Source organism: Bradyrhizobium stylosanthis (assembly GCF_001641335.1).
Taxonomy (GTDB): Bacteria; Pseudomonadota; Alphaproteobacteria; order Rhizobiales; family Xanthobacteraceae; genus Bradyrhizobium; species Bradyrhizobium stylosanthis.
The window spans coordinates 2210617-2225860 of sequence record NZ_LVEM01000001.1 but is presented as its reverse complement, the minus strand read 5'-3'; the positions used below and the strand labels follow the sequence as shown (position 1 = coordinate 2225860).

Genomic DNA, 15244 nt, shown 5'->3' with positions numbered 1-15244 from the left:
CTTGATCAAGGAGTCATGACCGCGAAACGTGCGGTGTATCGCAGCCTCGTTCTCGCAGGCCTGCTGCACGGATCGCTTGCCCTGGCGGGAACGCCCGACGAGATCCGCGTCCCCGGCGAGATCCCCGGCGCGGCGCTCCACGCCGAGGGCGCGCAGATCTACGAGTGCCTGCGTGATGCCGAACACCAGCTCGTGTGGCAGGCACGCGAGCCGGCCGCCGCGCTCATGGATGGCGACAATTCGGTGGGGCGCCACTACGCGGCCCTGCATTGGGCGGCCGTGGACGCGCGCACGCTGGTGTGGGAGCACAAGGACGGCAGCTCGGTCAAAGCCAGGATCGTGGCGCGCGCGGCGGGCCGCACCGGCGACGATCTTCCCTGGCTGAAATTCGGCGTCGTCACCCAGACCGGCAACGGACTGTTCTACGGCGTGACCCACGTCCAGCGCATCAACACGCAAGGCGGGATGGCGAGGGGGCCGTGCACCGAGCCGGGCGCCTATCGCAGCGTGCCGTATTCGGCCGACTACGTGTTCTGGCGCGCCGAATAAGTGATGACGCCGCCTCGTGCTGTGAGTTGGAGTGTGGAATGCGCCGTTTCTTCTTTGATCTCCTGGTCGACAATGTCGTGAAGATCGATCCTGGCGGCATGGTCTTCGAGCAGCCCAAGGCGACGTTCGTCGTGGCCGATGAGATGGCGCGGCATCTCTTCGTCTGGCGTGACGATCTGCGCGATCGCGACGCCTGGATCCGCGTGCGGGATGCGGGCGGCCGCGAGATCTATCGCGCCGCGGTCTGGGCGGAGAGCGCCGAGAAGGTGGGCTGGGACCAGGCGTGAGCGGCACGGCCGTGTGGCAAGTCTGCATCAGGTCCTGACGACGCGCATTCGGTTCGTTCTGGGCCGAGAGCCGGTCGCATCCGTCCAAGTCCGAAGCGACGCTCCTTTCTACCTTGGCGATCAGCGAACCCAGATTCGCATGAGTTGGCCTCCTTCGATCGGGGGAGGCGTGCCGCGTCGCGTCTGTGCCGCTTCGTGGTTTCGATGAAGGAATGAGGGCGATGAAGTTGAAGGGTCGGAGTGACGTGGTGGGACAGGGCCCGGTGTGGCGATCATTGCGCTTGCTCGCGCCGGCTGCTTTGCTCGCGCCGCTGCTCGTGGCCGAACGCGTCGAGGCGGCCTGCACGCCGGCGGCGCCTGTCAGCAATACGACGATTACCTGTTCCGGCAACAGTCAGCAGAGCACCAGTACTGGCTACGGCGCAGGCACCGAGGACAACAATCATTATCAGATCGAGGCCGGCGCCAACGTTCATGGAAATGCCTTCGGCATTCTGAGCGGGAATAACAACACCGTCGTCAACGCAGGCATGATCGATGGAGGCACCGCCGTTGGTCTGCAGGGCGCCGAGAATCTGAACGTATCGAACCTCGCCGGGGCCACGATTGCCGGCTTCCACGCGATCATAGCGTCATCGTTGAGCCTCACCAATGCAGGCACGATCAGAAGCGAGGCCGGCGGACGCGGCAGTGGCCTTGAGGTGAGGCAGGGAGCGGTCACGTTGAGCAATTCAGGCACCATCGCCGGGGTTGGGCCCGACACGATCGGAATTCACGCAGGCACGCTGAACGTGACCTCGAATACCGGGAGCATCTCGGGTGATGCCATCGCAATCTCCGTTGACAGCTCTGCTGCCATCGTCAATGGCCTCAGCGGCAGGATCTTCGCGATCGGGGCCAGCGGCATCGCCATCTCGTCCGGGGCTTCCGGCACGGTGCGGCTGGACAATGCGGGCGAGGTTTCGGCCGCTGCGGCGGGCATCGCCGCGGGTACAGTGGTTGTCTCTTCGAACACCGGAACCATCGCCGGGATCGCGATGGGCATCCAGGGCGACAGTGTCACGGTCGCCAACGGCAACGGGGGCAACATTCTGGCGACCGCTGTGAACGGCTCTGCCATCAATGCGCGGACGGCGAGCGTCGCGAATGCCGGCAGCATCACGGCCGACGCGACCGGCGGGATCGGTATTCTGGCAGGGGAAGTGCAGGTCACCGCGAATACCGGAACGATCCGGGGCGAGGAGCATGCGATCTCCTCCGGGACCGGCACCATTACGGTGACCAACAATGCCGGCGGAACGATCAGCAGCACCAATGCCAATAGTGTGGCCATCCACGCTGAGACGGACGCGATCGTCGGCAATGACGGGACGATCACCGGTGGGGGAGGTGCAATCGATGCACATACGGGAAATGTGGTCCTGACGAATGGTGCCGCCGGCGTCATCTCCTCGAGCGGTAACGCGGTGTCGGCGGATGGCGATAACACGTTGGGCAAAGGCAACGTCACGATCGTCAACGCCGGCGTGATCCGCACGACCTCGTCCCTTGCCGGTGTGATCTTCGCCAACAATCTTGCCGACGTCACCAATTCGGGGACCATTGCCGGCGGCTCGGCCGGCATCGACGGCCTGAACGTCAAGCTGACGAACCTCGCTGGTGGCACCGTGACCGCACATAACAATGCGGTCTTCGCCGCGACCTCCGCCGCGATCACCAACGCAGGAAACATTACGGCCGACGGCAGCACCGGCGATGCCATTGTCGCCAATGCCGGAGACGTAACCCTTCGCAACAGCGGCACGATCACCGCGACCGAGTTCGGCGTCCGCGCCGGCAACACGGCAAACGTGGTGAACAGCGGCACCATGTCCAGCGGCTCGACGGTGATCTTTGCCACCACCGTCAATGTGACCAACACAGGGTTGATTTCGACGACGCTCGGCTTCGGCATGAGCGGCATCACCGTGAACCTCGACAATTCCGGAACCGTGATGGGAAACCGCGGTGTCAACGCGCTCCTCGGCAACGTCAACAACTCCGGGACGATCATCGGGCAGGGCGCCGCCATCAATGCCAATATCGCCAACGTGACCAACACAGGCCTGCTTCAGGCCTCGACGGCCAGTGGCGACGGCATCCTGACGACGCAGGCCAATGTCAACAATTCGGGCACCATCGTCGCCCGGCGCGGGATCACCTCGTCCGACGGATCGAATATCACCAACTCCGGCACGATCACCGGCACCGGGGGAATAGCGATTCAGCTCTCCAACAGGGCTGACACGCTGACGCTGCTGCCGGGCTCGAAGATCAACGGCGTAGTCGATTTCGGCTTCGGCAACGACGTCGTCAACGTCAACCTCGCGCCGACCAGCAGGGTGTCGTCGCTGACGACGATCAACCTGCCGACCTTCAGAAATTTCAACGGCACCATCAACACCATCACGTCCGGAGGCGCCTTCAACGGTCCGTCGGTCGCCTCCGGCACCACGCTGGCGACGCTCGATCCGACGGCGCTGGCGCAGGCCGACCGCACGATGATGGATTTCACCGGTGGTGTCTCCTCGCTCGTGCAGGGCCGCCTGAACGGCGGTACCGGCTCTGGCGGCAGCAACATGATGGCGATGGCTTATGCGCCGGAGACGGCACAGGCTGGCCCCTTCACCAAGGCGCCGCGCAGCCTCTGGACCGATCCGGCGCCGATCACGGTCTGGGCCAACTCGTTCGGCGGCCAGCGCATCCAGGACGAGACGGCTTCGACCTTGCGTGCGAGCTCGACGGCATGGGGCGGGGCGATCGGCATCGACCGCAGGCTGCAGCCGAACTGGCTGGCCGGCGTGTTCCTCGGCGGCGGGCAGGGCGGGCTCTCGGTCGATCTCAACTCGCAGTCGGTCGACACCGACTACGTGTTTGCCGGCGCCTATAGCCGTTTCGAATGGGCTGCGCAGTTCTTCGACTTCACCATCCAGGGAGGCAACGCGGACAACAGATCGCGCCGCCTGGTGCTGAACAACGCCGTCGTCGGCGGCATGGAGACGGCGATCGCGAATTACAGCGGCTGGTATGTGAGTCCCGAGGTCGCCTACGGCTACAGGCTCAATGTCGGCAACGGCTATGTGCTGACGCCGACGGCGCGGCTGCGCTATGTCGCCGGCCGTTTCGATGGCTATAGCGAAACGGGCTCTGCGCAAGGCCTGTCGGTCGGCGGCCGTACGCTGCAGGATTTCGAGGAGCGGGGAGAGGTGGATCTGTCGCGCGTGACCAGCCTTGCGGGCGGCGAGCTGAAGGCCAACGTCCATGGCGGCATCATCGCGCTTCAGCGCGCCGGCGACACGGCCGTCAACACGGTGCTGCTCGGCCAGACCCTGTCCTTCGTCACACCCGGCAGCCGTAGCACGGTCGGCGCCGTCGCTGGCTTCGGCTTCGACTATCGCACGACCAGGAACGTGTCCGTGTTCGGCGCGGTCGAGGGCATGATGATGTCCGACCAGAGCCGCACCGGCACGGCCAAGGGTGGTGTTCGCGTCGCGTTCTGAGCCGGCACCAGCCCTGGCGGTCTGAACGCGGCGTCCGCCGGCCGGGCACCATCCGCCCGGCCGGCACCTCCTCCGATCGGAGGATGGCGCATGCTGTAGTTGTGCTATCGTCGGTGACATTGATCACTCAGGCGATTTGACAGCGATGCAAGGACCTCGAAAGCTGCCGGACCTGGTCGAGTCCATCTACGACGCCGGGCTCGATCCCGCGTTGTGGAACAACGTCGTCACCGGCATTCGCGATTTCGTCGGCGGTCAGGCCTGCGGGCTGTTCTCCAAGGACTCCATCAGCAAGTTCGGCGTCACGCATTATTATTGCGGAGCGGATCCGCACTACATCCAGCTCTATTCCGAGACGCACTCGAAGTTCGACCCGCTGACGGTCCTGCCGCCGCACGGACGGATCGTGAGCATCCCGGATCTCGTCGATTTCGATGGGTACCGGCGCGGCCGCTTCTATCAGGAATGGATGCAGCCGCAGGGCTGCAGCGATGCCGCCAACGTCGTGCTCGACGCATCGAATGCGAGCTGCCCGGTGATGATGACGGTGTTGTCCGGCCGGCGCATGGTCGATCCCGCGATGAAACACCGCCTCTCGCTGATCGTCCCGCACGCCAGCCGTGCGCTGCTGATCAACCGTGCCGTCGATTCGCGATTGACCCTGGCGACGGCGCTGGCCGATGTCCTCGACAATCTGGCCTCCGGCGTCTTCCTGCTCGATGCGTCCTGCCGGATGGTGCATGCCAATTCCGCGGGACATGACTTGCTCGCAGCCGCCGATGTCGTGCGCTCCGTCGCCGGGCAGCTCGTGACCTGCAGCCTGGAGGCCAACCAGATGCTCCGCGAGGCGTTTGCGGCCCGTAGCGAAACTGCCCTGCTCGCGGCGAGGGGAAACGCGATTCCGCTGCTTTCACCGTCAGGCGAGCGCTACGTCGCGCATGTCCTGCCGCTGTCGTCCGTGCTGCGCAACGGCAGCGAGCGCGTCGCCGATGCCGTCGGCGCGCTGCTGCTGCGCAAGGTCTCGCTTCAAGGGCAGTCCTACGGCGAGCTGGTCGCGCGGACCTTCGATCTCACGCCGGCCGAGCTGCGCGTCTTCCTGTCGATCGTCGAGGTCGGCGGCGTCCCTGAAACGGCGGCGGCGCTCGGCATCGCGGAGACGACCACGAAGACGCATCTGCACCGCGTCTTCGCCAAGACCGGCGTGTCGCGGCAGGCCGACCTCGTCAAGCTCGCTGCGGGCTTTGCCAATCCGCTCGTCAACTGAGCGGCACATCGTCGCCGAAGTTGAACCTTTTGCTTTCTCGATAGACTCACAGAGGCCGCCGGGTACGAACACATTTCGCCGTCTCCCTGCTTGACCTCTGGCTGTTCCGATGCCCCGACGTCCCAAACATTCCGAGCTGATCGAGAGCATCTATGACGCCGGTCTCCACCCTGAGTTGTGGAGTGACGTGATCGTCATGGTTAATGATTTCATCGGCAGCCGGGCCTGCGGCCTGATCTCGAAGGACCCGGTCAGCAAATCAGGCGCGACGCATTTCTATTGCGGGGTCGATCCGCACTACATCCAGCTCTACGCCGAGACCTACGCCCAGTACGACCCGCTCGCGAGGCTCCCCCGCTACGGCGAGGTGCGCAACATCCCCGATCTCGTGGACTTCGAGGAATATCGCCGCGGCCGCTTCTATCAGGAATGGCTGCGGCCGCAGGGCTGCGCTGACGTCGCCAACGTGGTGCTGGAGCAGTCGGCCTCGGCGTGTCCGATGCTGCTGACCGTGATCCCGGGCAGGGACATGCTCGATGCGGAGAAGCGGGCGCGGATGCAGTCGCTGGTCGCGCATACGAGCCGGGCCCTCTTGATCAACAAGGCAATCGAGCGGAAGCAGCAGCGCGCGATCGCGCTTGCCGATGTGGTGGACCGGCTCGCCGCCGGCGTCATCCTGCTCGATGCCGCCTGCAACATCGTCCACAGCAATCCGGCCGCGGAGGCGCTTCTGACTGAGGCCGACGTGCTGCAATCGGTCTCGGGCCGACTGGTCGCACGATCGTCCGAGGCGAACCGGGATTTGCGCGACATCTTTCGTGACGCCGGGCAGGTCGCCCTGGCGGCGGCTGCCGGCCGAAAGATCCCGCTGATGTCGCGCAGCGGTTCCTACCATGTCGCAAACGTCATCGCGCTGCCATCGCTGCTGCGCGAGGGGGCTGCGGACCGCAGCTCGGCCGTCGGCGCCCTGTTTGTCTGGCGGGCCGAGCTTGACGGCCGCTCCGGTGCCGGCCTCATCGACCGCACCTTCGACCTGACGCCTGCCGAGCTGCGGGTCCTGCAGTCGATCGTCGCGGTCGGCGGCGTGCCGGAGACGGCGATCGCGCTCGGCATCGCCGAGACCACCGTGAAGACTCACCTGCATCGCGTCTTCGCCAAGACCGGCGTGTCGCGCCAGGCCGATCTCGTCAAGCTCGCCGCGGGATTTTCCAATCCGCTCGTGCACTGACGGCCGCCCGCCGTCGCAAACGAGTCGCGCCAGCGCGCGATAGGTTCAATCAGCAGCATCATTTGAAAGTTATCGCGCCTCATTCGATCGAATGACGCGATTGGCGGCGTTCTCTTCTAGAGACACGTCACACGATTTCTTGTGCGGCGGTCTCGATCTTCGTGTGAAGCAACTCACAGCGGACGGAAGTCAATTCCGTCAGTCTCTCATACCATTGAGAGGAGAGTGTCATGCGAATGGCGTCAGCTGGTTTCATCTCCGGGTTTCGCGACATCGTCGCGCGCGTCGGTGCTGCCATTCGCAGTCAGCGCGAGATCGACGCGCGGCGCGCCTTGCAGCGCTATCGCCATTTGCTGGGCGAGCCGCACGACACATTGCTTTTGAGTGAAGTCATTCCGGTTAGCAACGAAGAGGATATTTCAGGACATGCCAACCGATCTGATGCGTGCGAGCGCTTCGCCGGCCACTCCACATTCGAACGGGCGTAATGCCAACATCGTCGCGATCGCACTCACCGCGGCGCTCGTCACGCTTCAGTTGATTGGACTGGCGATGCTGGAACGCTCCCACGCCCACGCCATGCATGCGTCCTTTCCGCGCGAGCCCGCCGTCTGCACCGAGAGCGCCAGCGCCGCGGTCTCGCACATCCCCTACGATTGAGCGGAGGACGGCCGTGCCCGATGTCACCACCCTCATGCTGCTCAGCATTGCCGTGTTCGCCGGTGCCTTCGTTTCGGGGCTCTCGGGCTTCGCCTTCTCGGCGGTTGCGGGCGCAATCCTGCTCCGGGTGTTTCAGCCGCTCGAGGCGGTACCGCTGATGATGGCTTGCAGCATCGGCGTGCAGGCGACCAATCTGTGGGCGCTCCGCCGCAACATCCGCTGGGAAGGCAGCCTGCTGCTGATCGTCGGTGGATTGATCGGCGTTCCCATCGCCGTGTCGCTGTTGCAGTCCACCGACACGCATCTGCTCAGGCGCGGCTTCGGCATCATCGTCTCGCTCTATGCGGCCTATATGCTGCTGCGGCCGACACTGGTGACGGCCGGCGAGGCGGTCGGCCGGCACTGGGTCGCGCTGATCGGGTTTGGCGGAGGGCTGGTCGGCGGCCTCACGGCGATGCCGGGCGCGATCCCGACGATCTGGTGCGACATGCGCGGCATGCCCAAGAGCGAGCAGCGCGGCCTGGTGCAGCCGTTCATCGCGGCGATGCAGGTGTTCGCGATCGCGCTGCTGGTCGGACACCAGGATCTGTCGTCGAAGGTCTTCGTCGACCTCGCGGTCAGCCTGCCGGCTCTGTTCGCCGGTTCCGCACTCGGCGTGATAGCCTTTCACCGGGTCAACGAGACGGTCTTTCGCAAGACCGTGCTCGTTCTGTTGCTGATCTCGGGGATATCCCTGATCTAGAGCATGATCCGGAAAAGTGTGGAGCGGTTTTCCGGCAAGATCATGCTCCAGATTCAGTGTCCGGGACTGGTGATTGAACCCTGGACCGGCGCCGCGCTGATGTCGCTGCCGTGATGCACCAGCGGCTTGTTGCCGGTGACGGTCCGCAGCAGCACGTAGAACACCGGCGTCAGGAACAGGCCGAACACGGTAACGCCGATCATGCCGGAGAACACCGCAACGCCCATCGCCCGCCGCATCTCCGAGCCGGCGCCGGTCGAGAGCACCAGCGGCAGCACGCCCATGATGAACGCCATCGACGTCATCAGGATCGGGCGAAGCCGCAGCCGGCTCGCCTCGATCGCGGCCCGGATCGGCGTGCGGCCCGCGAATTCGAGCTCGCGCGCGAATTCGACGATCAGGATCGCGTTCTTGGCCGAAAGACCGACGAGAACGATGAGCCCGATCTGGGTGAAGACGTTGTTGTCGCCCTTCGAGATCCAGACGCCGAACATCGCCGCGAGCAGCCCCATCGGCACGATCATGATGATCGAGAGTGGCAGGGTCAGGCTCTCGTAGAGCGCGGCCAGCACCAGGAACACCAGCAGGATCGCCAGCGGGAACACCCAGAGGCCGGAATTGCCGGCGATGAACTCCTGATAGGTCAGGTCGGTCCATTCGAAGGCGAAGCCGGGCGGCAGCACTTCCGCCGCGATCCGCGTCGCCGCCTCCTGCGCCTGGCCCGAGGAGAAGCCGGGCGCAGCCGCCGCGTTGATGTCGGAGGACAGGAAGCCGTTATAGCGGATCGCGCGCTCCGGCCCTGCGCTCTGGCGGATCTTCAGCAGCGCCGACAGCGGCACCATGTCGCCGGAGGACGAGCGCACCTTCAACTGCCTGATGTCGTCGGCGCGGGCGCGGAACGGCGCGTCGGCCTGGACCCGGACCGAATAGGTGCGGCCAAACTTGTTGAAGTCGTTGACGTAGTAGGACCCGAGGTAAATCTGCAGCGTATTGAACACCTCGGTCACGGGCACGCCGAGCTGGAGTGCCTTGGTGCGATCGATGTCGGCGAACAGCTGGGGCACGTTGACCTGGAAGCTCGAGAACACGCCGGCGATCTCCGGCGCCTTCTGCATCGCCGCCATGAACGCGTTGGTCGCCTCGTTCAGCGCGTCATAGCCGAGACCGGCGCGATCCTCGATCTGCAGCTTGAAGCCGCCGATGGTGCCGAGGCCGTTGACCGGCGGCGGCGGGAACATGGCGATGAAGGCTTCCTGGATGCCCGCATACTTCTTGTTGAGGTCGGCCGCGATGGCATTGCCGCTCAGGGCCGCACCCTTGCGCTCGTCGAACGGTTTCAGCGTCGAGAACACGATGCCGGCGTTGGAGGAGTTGGTGAAGCCGGAGATCGACAGGCCGGGGAAGGCGACCGAGCTCTCGACACCTGGCTGGGTCAGCGCGATGTCGCTCATCTTGCGGATCACCTCTTCGCTGCGGTCGAGCGTGGCGCCATCGGGCAGGCGGGCGAAGCCGACCAGATATTGCTTGTCCTGGCCCGGCACGAAGCCGCTCGGCACCTGCTGGAACAGGAGTGCGGTCAGGCCGACCAGCAGCACATAGAGGCCCATCACCGCGGCCTTGCCCGAGATCACCTTGGTGACGGTGCCGCTGTAATTCTCCGAGGAGCGCGTAAAGGCCTTGTTGAAGCCGCGGAAGAACCAGCCGAGGCCCTTCTCCATGACGATCGTCAGCTTGTCCTTGGGCTCGTTGTGTCCCTTGAGCAGCAGCGCCGACAGCGCCGGCGACAGCGTCAGCGAGTTGACGGCGGAGATCACGGTCGAGATCGCGATCGTCAGTGCGAACTGCTTGTAGAACTGGCCGGTGAGGCCGGAGATGAAGGCCAGCGGCACGAACACCGCGATCAGCACCATCGCGATCGCGATGATCGGCCCCGACACCTCGCGCATCGCCTGGTACGTCGCATCGCGCGGCGACAGCCCGGCTTCGATGTTGCGCTCGACGTTCTCGACCACGACGATGGCGTCGTCGACGACGATGCCGATGGCGAGCACGAGGCCAAACAGGCTGAGCGCGTTGATGGAGAAGCCGAACACGTGCATCACCGCGAAGGTGCCGACGATCGACACCGGCACGGCCAGCAGCGGAATGATCGAGGCACGCCAGGTCTGCAGGAACAGGATCACCACCAGCACCACCAGCGCGATCGCCTCCAGCAGGGTGTGGATCACCGCTTCAATGGATGACCGCACGAACTGGGTGGGGTCGTAGACGATCTGGTAGGACACGCCTTCCGGCATGTTCTTCTTGATCTCGGCCATGGTGGCGCGGACGTTGTCGGAGATCTGCAGCGCGTTGGAGCCGGGCGCCTGGAAGATCGGGATCGCGACTGCCTGCTTGTTGTCCAGCAGCGAGCGCAGGCCGTATTCGGAGGCCCCGAGCTCGATGCGCGCGAGGTCGCGCAAGCGGACGACTTCGCCGCGGCTGCCGGTCTTGACCACGATGTCGCCGAACTGCTCCTCGTTGGCGAGGCGCCCCTCGGCGTTGACCGAGAGCTGGAGATCGATGCCCTTTACGTTCGGGGAGGAGCCGACCACGCCCGCGGCAGCCTCGACGTTCTGGGCCTGGATCGCCTTGACGATGTCGCTCGCGGTGAGCCCATGCTCGGCCGTCTTCTGCGGATCGACCCAGACCCGCATCGAATAGTCGCCGGCGCCATAGAGCTGCACGTCACCGACGCCGTCAATCCGGGCGAGGCGGTCCTTGACGTTGAGCACGGCGTAATTGCGCAAATACGTCATGTCGTAGCGGCCGTTCGGCGACAGCAGATGCACCACCATGGTGAGGTCGGGTGAGGACTTCTTGGTGATGATGCCGAGCTGGCGCACCACCGCGGGCAGGCGCGGCTCGGCCTGCTGCACGCGGTTCTGCACCAGCTGCGTCGCCTTGTCGGGGTCGGTGCCGAGGCGGAACGTCACCGTCAGCGTCATCGCGCCGTCGGTTGTCGCCTGGCTCGACATGTACAGCATGTTCTCGACGCCGTTGATCTGCTCCTCGATCGGGGTCGCCACCGTTTCCGCGATCACCTTGGGATTGGCGCCGGGATAGGTCGCGCGCACCACGACGGAGGGCGGCACCACATCGGGATATTCCGAGATCGGCATCGCGAACAGCGAGATCAGGCCGGCGAGGAAAATCAGGACTGAGAGAACGCCGGCAAAGATCGGACGGTCGATGAAGAACTTCGAGAGATTCATGGCTTTGCCCCTGGGCAATATCGTGGTCGTCTCCCCACAGCTCCGCCGTCATTCCGGGGCGCGAAGCGCGAACCCGGAATCTGCAGGTGATGTGGTCGGAGTTTCGTAACTTCTAGATTCTCAGGTGCGCAATTGCGCACCGTAGTTCGCGCTTCGCGAGCTCCGGAATGACGTCAGGTATCAGCGTTGCACCACGTCCTGGTTGCTGTGGTTGGAAGCCTGCTGTCCGCGCGCGCCCATGGCCGCCACCTCGGTCTTGAGGAGGGCACCCGGTCGCACGCGCTGCAAACCATTGACGACGATGCGGTCGCCGGGCTTCAGGCCCGCAGTGACGATCCGCAAGCCATCCACCGCGCCGCCGAGTGTGATCGGCCGATAGACCGCGCGGCTGTCGTCACCGACCGCCATCACGAACTTCTTGTCCTGGTCGGTGCCGATCGCACGTTCGTCGATCATCACCAGCGTCTGCTGCGCCGGCTGGCCCATGCGCACGCGGGCGAACTGGCCGGGGATCAGACGCCCGTCGTCGTTCCGGAACACGGCGCGGACGCGGATGGTGCCGCTCTGGCCGTTGACCTGGTTGTCGATGAGCTGGATGTGGCCCTTGGCCGAGAGCCCGCCCGAGGTCGCCATCTCCACCGGGATCTGGTCGAGATTGCCGCGCTTGCCGGAGCCGTCCGCGATCGAGTTCAGCGCGTGCAGCACGACCTCTTCATCCGCGTCGAACGAGGCGTAGATCGGATTGACCGAGACCAGCGAGGTCAGCACCGGGGAGGCGGTGCCGGCGGCGACGAGATTACCGACGGTGACCTCGATCTTGCCGACGCGTCCGTCCACGGGCGCACGCACCTCGGTGTAGTCGAGGTTGAGCTTGGCGGTCTGGAGCGTCGCTTCGGCAGCCTTCACGTTGGCGATCGCCTCGCGATTGGCATTGTCGCGCTGGTCATAGTCGCGTCGGGTGACGACGGCGTTGCCGACGAGCTGCGCACCGCGCTCGAGTTCGCTCTGGGTGAACACGACGCGCGCTTTGGCAGCTTCGAGCTGGGCCGCGGCCTTGTCGACCTCCGCCGCGTAAGGTGCCGGATCGATCTTGAACAGCACGTCGCCGGATTTCACCAGCGCGCCTTCGGTGAAGTTGGTGGAGAGGATCGCGCCTGCGACGCGCGGGCGAAGCTCGACGCGCTGGATGGCTTCGAGCCGGCCGGAGAAATCGTCCCACAGCACGGTCTGCTTCGGCTCGATCAGCGCGACCGTCACGGGGACGGCCTGTTCTGCCGCGGCCGCCGTCGCGGTGGCCTGTGCGGCATGGAAGTAGTGGCCGGTCGCGATCGAGCCGGCTACGGCGAGGGCGCCCACGATGGCAGCGCCGCCGAGAAGGCGGCGGAAACGGCCGGCGCGGGGGGTATTTTGGGAGGGGGGCATTTGCGCGCTCCAGATATGTAGTGTTCACTACAGATGTGGAGCTGGATATCGCAGCGCAAGATACTTATGTACCGTTCACTAAGAAAATTGTAGCCGCTTACCGCAAGAATGGGAAGGCGAAAGAGAAAATAAAGCGAGAACAAATAGATAGCATCGGGCGTTGACTGGGGCGAAGCGCCGATTCCGAGGAGATTGAAGTCATGGGCATGGGACGCCCCCGCGAATTCGACGCCGAAATGGCGTTGGACCAGGCGATGGAAGTGTTTTGGCGCCATGGCTATGAGGGCGCCACCATCGCCCAGCTCACCGAGGCCATGGGCATCAATCCGCCCAGCCTCTATGCCTGCTTCGGCAACAAGGAAGGCCTGCTGAAGGCAGCCCTCGACCGTTACACCAAGCTGCGCGGCGTCTGGATGGACGAGGTGATCGCGGCCCCCACCGCCCGCGCCGTCGCCGAGCGGATGCTGATGGGCATCGCCGACAAGCAGACCGATCCCGCCAATCCGCCTGGCTGCCTGCTCGTGCAAGGCGGCATTGCCTGCGGTACCGGCTCGGAGAACGTCCCCTTCGAGCTCGCCGCTCGCCGCGCCCAGAACGAGGACCAGCTCCGCGACCGCTTTGTCCGTGCCAAGGCCGAAGGCGACCTCAAGGAGAGCGCCGATCCCGCAGCGCTCGCGCGCTATGTCTCGGCCGTGTCGGTCGGCATGGGCGTGATGGCATCGTCAGGCGCGGACCGCGAGGCACTGCGGCAAGTTGCTGATGTCGCCGTGCAGGCGGTGGCAGCGCAGTCGGCCGACAGAACCTAGCTATCTCGCAGACAGCGACGGCGGCGGCACGAAGCCGCCGAACTCGCGCTCGATCAGTCCGGCCAGCGTGATCGTCGTGCGGTCCTCCAGATACGGCCCGATGATCTGCACCCCGACCGGCAGGCCCGATGGCGTGCGCTCGATCGGAACGGCGGTCGCCGGCAATCCGCAGGTCGAAGCGGGGTCGGCCCAGATGAAGCAGGCGTCGGAGTAGTTGTAGGATTTGCCGTCGATGTCGAGCTGCCGCGCGTCGAACGGCTCGGACTGGTCTTGCGGAAAGGCCGGCACGGCGGCGGCCGGGTAGATCACCGCGTCGAACTCGCGGAAGAGCTGGTACCACTTCTGTTGCAGTTGCAGGCGTGCGGCATCGGACGCGAGCCACTCGCGATGGAGCGCGCCCCAGCCGCGGGCGCGCTCGGCCTGCAGGCTGCGGTCGTCGGGCGAGAGTGCTGCCGCCGCGCCTTGCGCCTCGGCGAGAGCCGCCGGCGTCAGGCGCGGGCTTCGCGCGCCATTCAACAGTTTCATGTAGAGCCGCGCGGAGTCCGCGAGATCGGGCAGCGACGCGCTCGAACGTGCGACCCGCGCGCCTGCACGTTCGAGCCGCTCCGCCAATCGCCCGATCGCCGAACGCACGGCGTCCCCCGTCGGCATCAGCGGATGCGTGTCGATCACGAGGATCCTGAAATTCTTGAGCTGGTCATGACGTGGCGCGGGCAGCGCGAGGCGATAGCCGACGCCGTCGCGGGTCTCGTCGGGGCCGGCAATCACGTCGAGCGACAAGGCGAGATCCGAGGCGGTGCGCGCCATCGGCCCGACGACGGCGAGATCGCCCTGGCCGGGGACGGGCAGTGCGGGCGGCATGCTGTAGCCGCGCAGCGGGACGAGGCCGAGGCTCGGCTTGTGTCCGAACACGCCGCAGAAATGTGCGGGCACCCGGATCGAGCCGCCGATGTCCGAGCCGATCGACAGCGGACTGAAGCCGGCGGCCAGCGCCGCGCCACATCCGCCGGAGGAGCCGCCGGGCGACCGGCCGAGATCCCACGGGTTGTTCGTCGTGCCGTAAATCTCGTTGTAGCTCTGGAAATCCCTGAGGCCGATCGGGATGTTGGTCTTGCCGATGATGATGGCGCCCGCCGCCTTCAGGCGCGAGACGAGCAGGGCGTCCTCCGCCGGCCTGAAATCCCTGAAATGCGGAAAGCCCCATGTCGTCGGCAAGCCTGCGACGTTGAACGGTTCCTTGAGCGTGACGGGAATGCCGAGCAGCGGCAGCCGCTCGCCGCGGCCAAGCGCGGCATCGGCCGCGCGCGCGGCGTCTCTGGCGCGATCGAAATCGCGAACGACGACCGCGTTGATCGGACCGTCGAGCGCCTCGATGCGGGCGATGGCGTGGTCGAGCAATTCCGACGCGGAGATTTTGCGGGCGTGCAGGGCGCCAAGCAGTGCACCGATCGAGCCGTAGTTCAGGTCAGCGGCGTCTGCGGTCATCATAAGCT

General features: G+C 65.5%; 11 protein-coding genes. 8 read left to right on the top strand and 3 right to left on the bottom strand.

Annotated elements, in window-relative coordinates; genetic code table 11:
• Nucleotides 1-15: 15 nt before the first annotated feature.
• From A7X65_RS10815 to A7X65_RS10785, 7 genes are all read left to right on the top strand, one after another.
• Complete coding sequence (locus A7X65_RS10815) at nt 16-549, top strand: DUF3455 domain-containing protein (protein WP_063684524.1); 534 nt, start codon at nt 16-18, stop codon at nt 547-549.
• 38 nt (nt 550-587) lie between these two features.
• The gene (locus tag A7X65_RS10810; RefSeq protein WP_063684523.1) at nt 588-836 is read left to right on the top strand and encodes a DUF6894 family protein; all 249 of its coding nucleotides are present in this window, start codon (nt 588-590) and stop codon (nt 834-836) included.
• A 221-nt stretch (nt 837-1057) separates the two neighbouring features.
• Complete coding sequence (locus tag A7X65_RS10805; protein WP_167358225.1) at nt 1058-4375, top strand: autotransporter outer membrane beta-barrel domain-containing protein; 3318 nt, start codon at nt 1058-1060, stop codon at nt 4373-4375.
• A gap of 145 nt (nt 4376-4520) precedes the next feature.
• Nucleotides 4521-5639: a helix-turn-helix transcriptional regulator gene (locus A7X65_RS10800; protein ID WP_063684521.1), complete on the top strand. Its 1119-nt coding sequence runs from the start codon at nt 4521-4523 to the stop codon at nt 5637-5639.
• A gap of 109 nt (nt 5640-5748) precedes the next feature.
• Nucleotides 5749-6867 (top strand): helix-turn-helix transcriptional regulator, encoded by a 1119-nt coding sequence (locus tag A7X65_RS10795; protein WP_063684520.1) that lies wholly within the window; start codon nt 5749-5751, stop codon nt 6865-6867.
• Nucleotides 6868-7097: 230 nt separating this feature from the next.
• Nucleotides 7098-7355 (top strand): hypothetical protein, encoded by a 258-nt coding sequence (locus A7X65_RS40515; protein ID WP_082884883.1) that lies wholly within the window; start codon nt 7098-7100, stop codon nt 7353-7355.
• A 185-nt stretch (nt 7356-7540) separates the two neighbouring features.
• Nucleotides 7541-8269 carry a sulfite exporter TauE/SafE family protein gene (locus A7X65_RS10785; RefSeq protein ID WP_063684518.1) on the top strand — a complete coding sequence of 243 codons (729 nt, stop codon included), beginning with the start codon at nt 7541-7543 and terminating at the stop codon, nt 8267-8269.
• Nucleotides 8270-8322: 53 nt separating this feature from the next.
• Here the strand turns inward: A7X65_RS10785 and A7X65_RS10780 are convergent, their stop codons facing one another.
• A complete protein-coding gene (locus A7X65_RS10780) occupies nt 8323-11523 on the bottom strand; it encodes an efflux RND transporter permease subunit (protein WP_063684517.1) in 3201 nt (1066 codons plus the stop codon).
• A gap of 180 nt (nt 11524-11703) precedes the next feature.
• The gene (locus tag A7X65_RS10775) at nt 11704-12945 is read right to left on the bottom strand and encodes an efflux RND transporter periplasmic adaptor subunit (RefSeq protein WP_063684516.1); all 1242 of its coding nucleotides are present in this window, start codon (nt 12943-12945) and stop codon (nt 11704-11706) included.
• 200 nt (nt 12946-13145) lie between these two features.
• Between A7X65_RS10775 and A7X65_RS10770 the strand changes: the two genes are divergently transcribed.
• On the top strand, nt 13146-13751 hold the full coding sequence (locus tag A7X65_RS10770; protein WP_063684515.1) for a TetR/AcrR family transcriptional regulator: 606 nt from the start codon (nt 13146-13148) through the stop codon (nt 13749-13751).
• On the opposite strand, the gene A7X65_RS10765 is transcribed toward A7X65_RS10770, so the two are convergent.
• Complete coding sequence (locus A7X65_RS10765) at nt 13752-15236, bottom strand: amidase (protein ID WP_063684916.1); 1485 nt, start codon at nt 15234-15236, stop codon at nt 13752-13754. It lies immediately after the preceding gene.
• Nucleotides 15237-15244 lie beyond the last annotated feature (8 nt).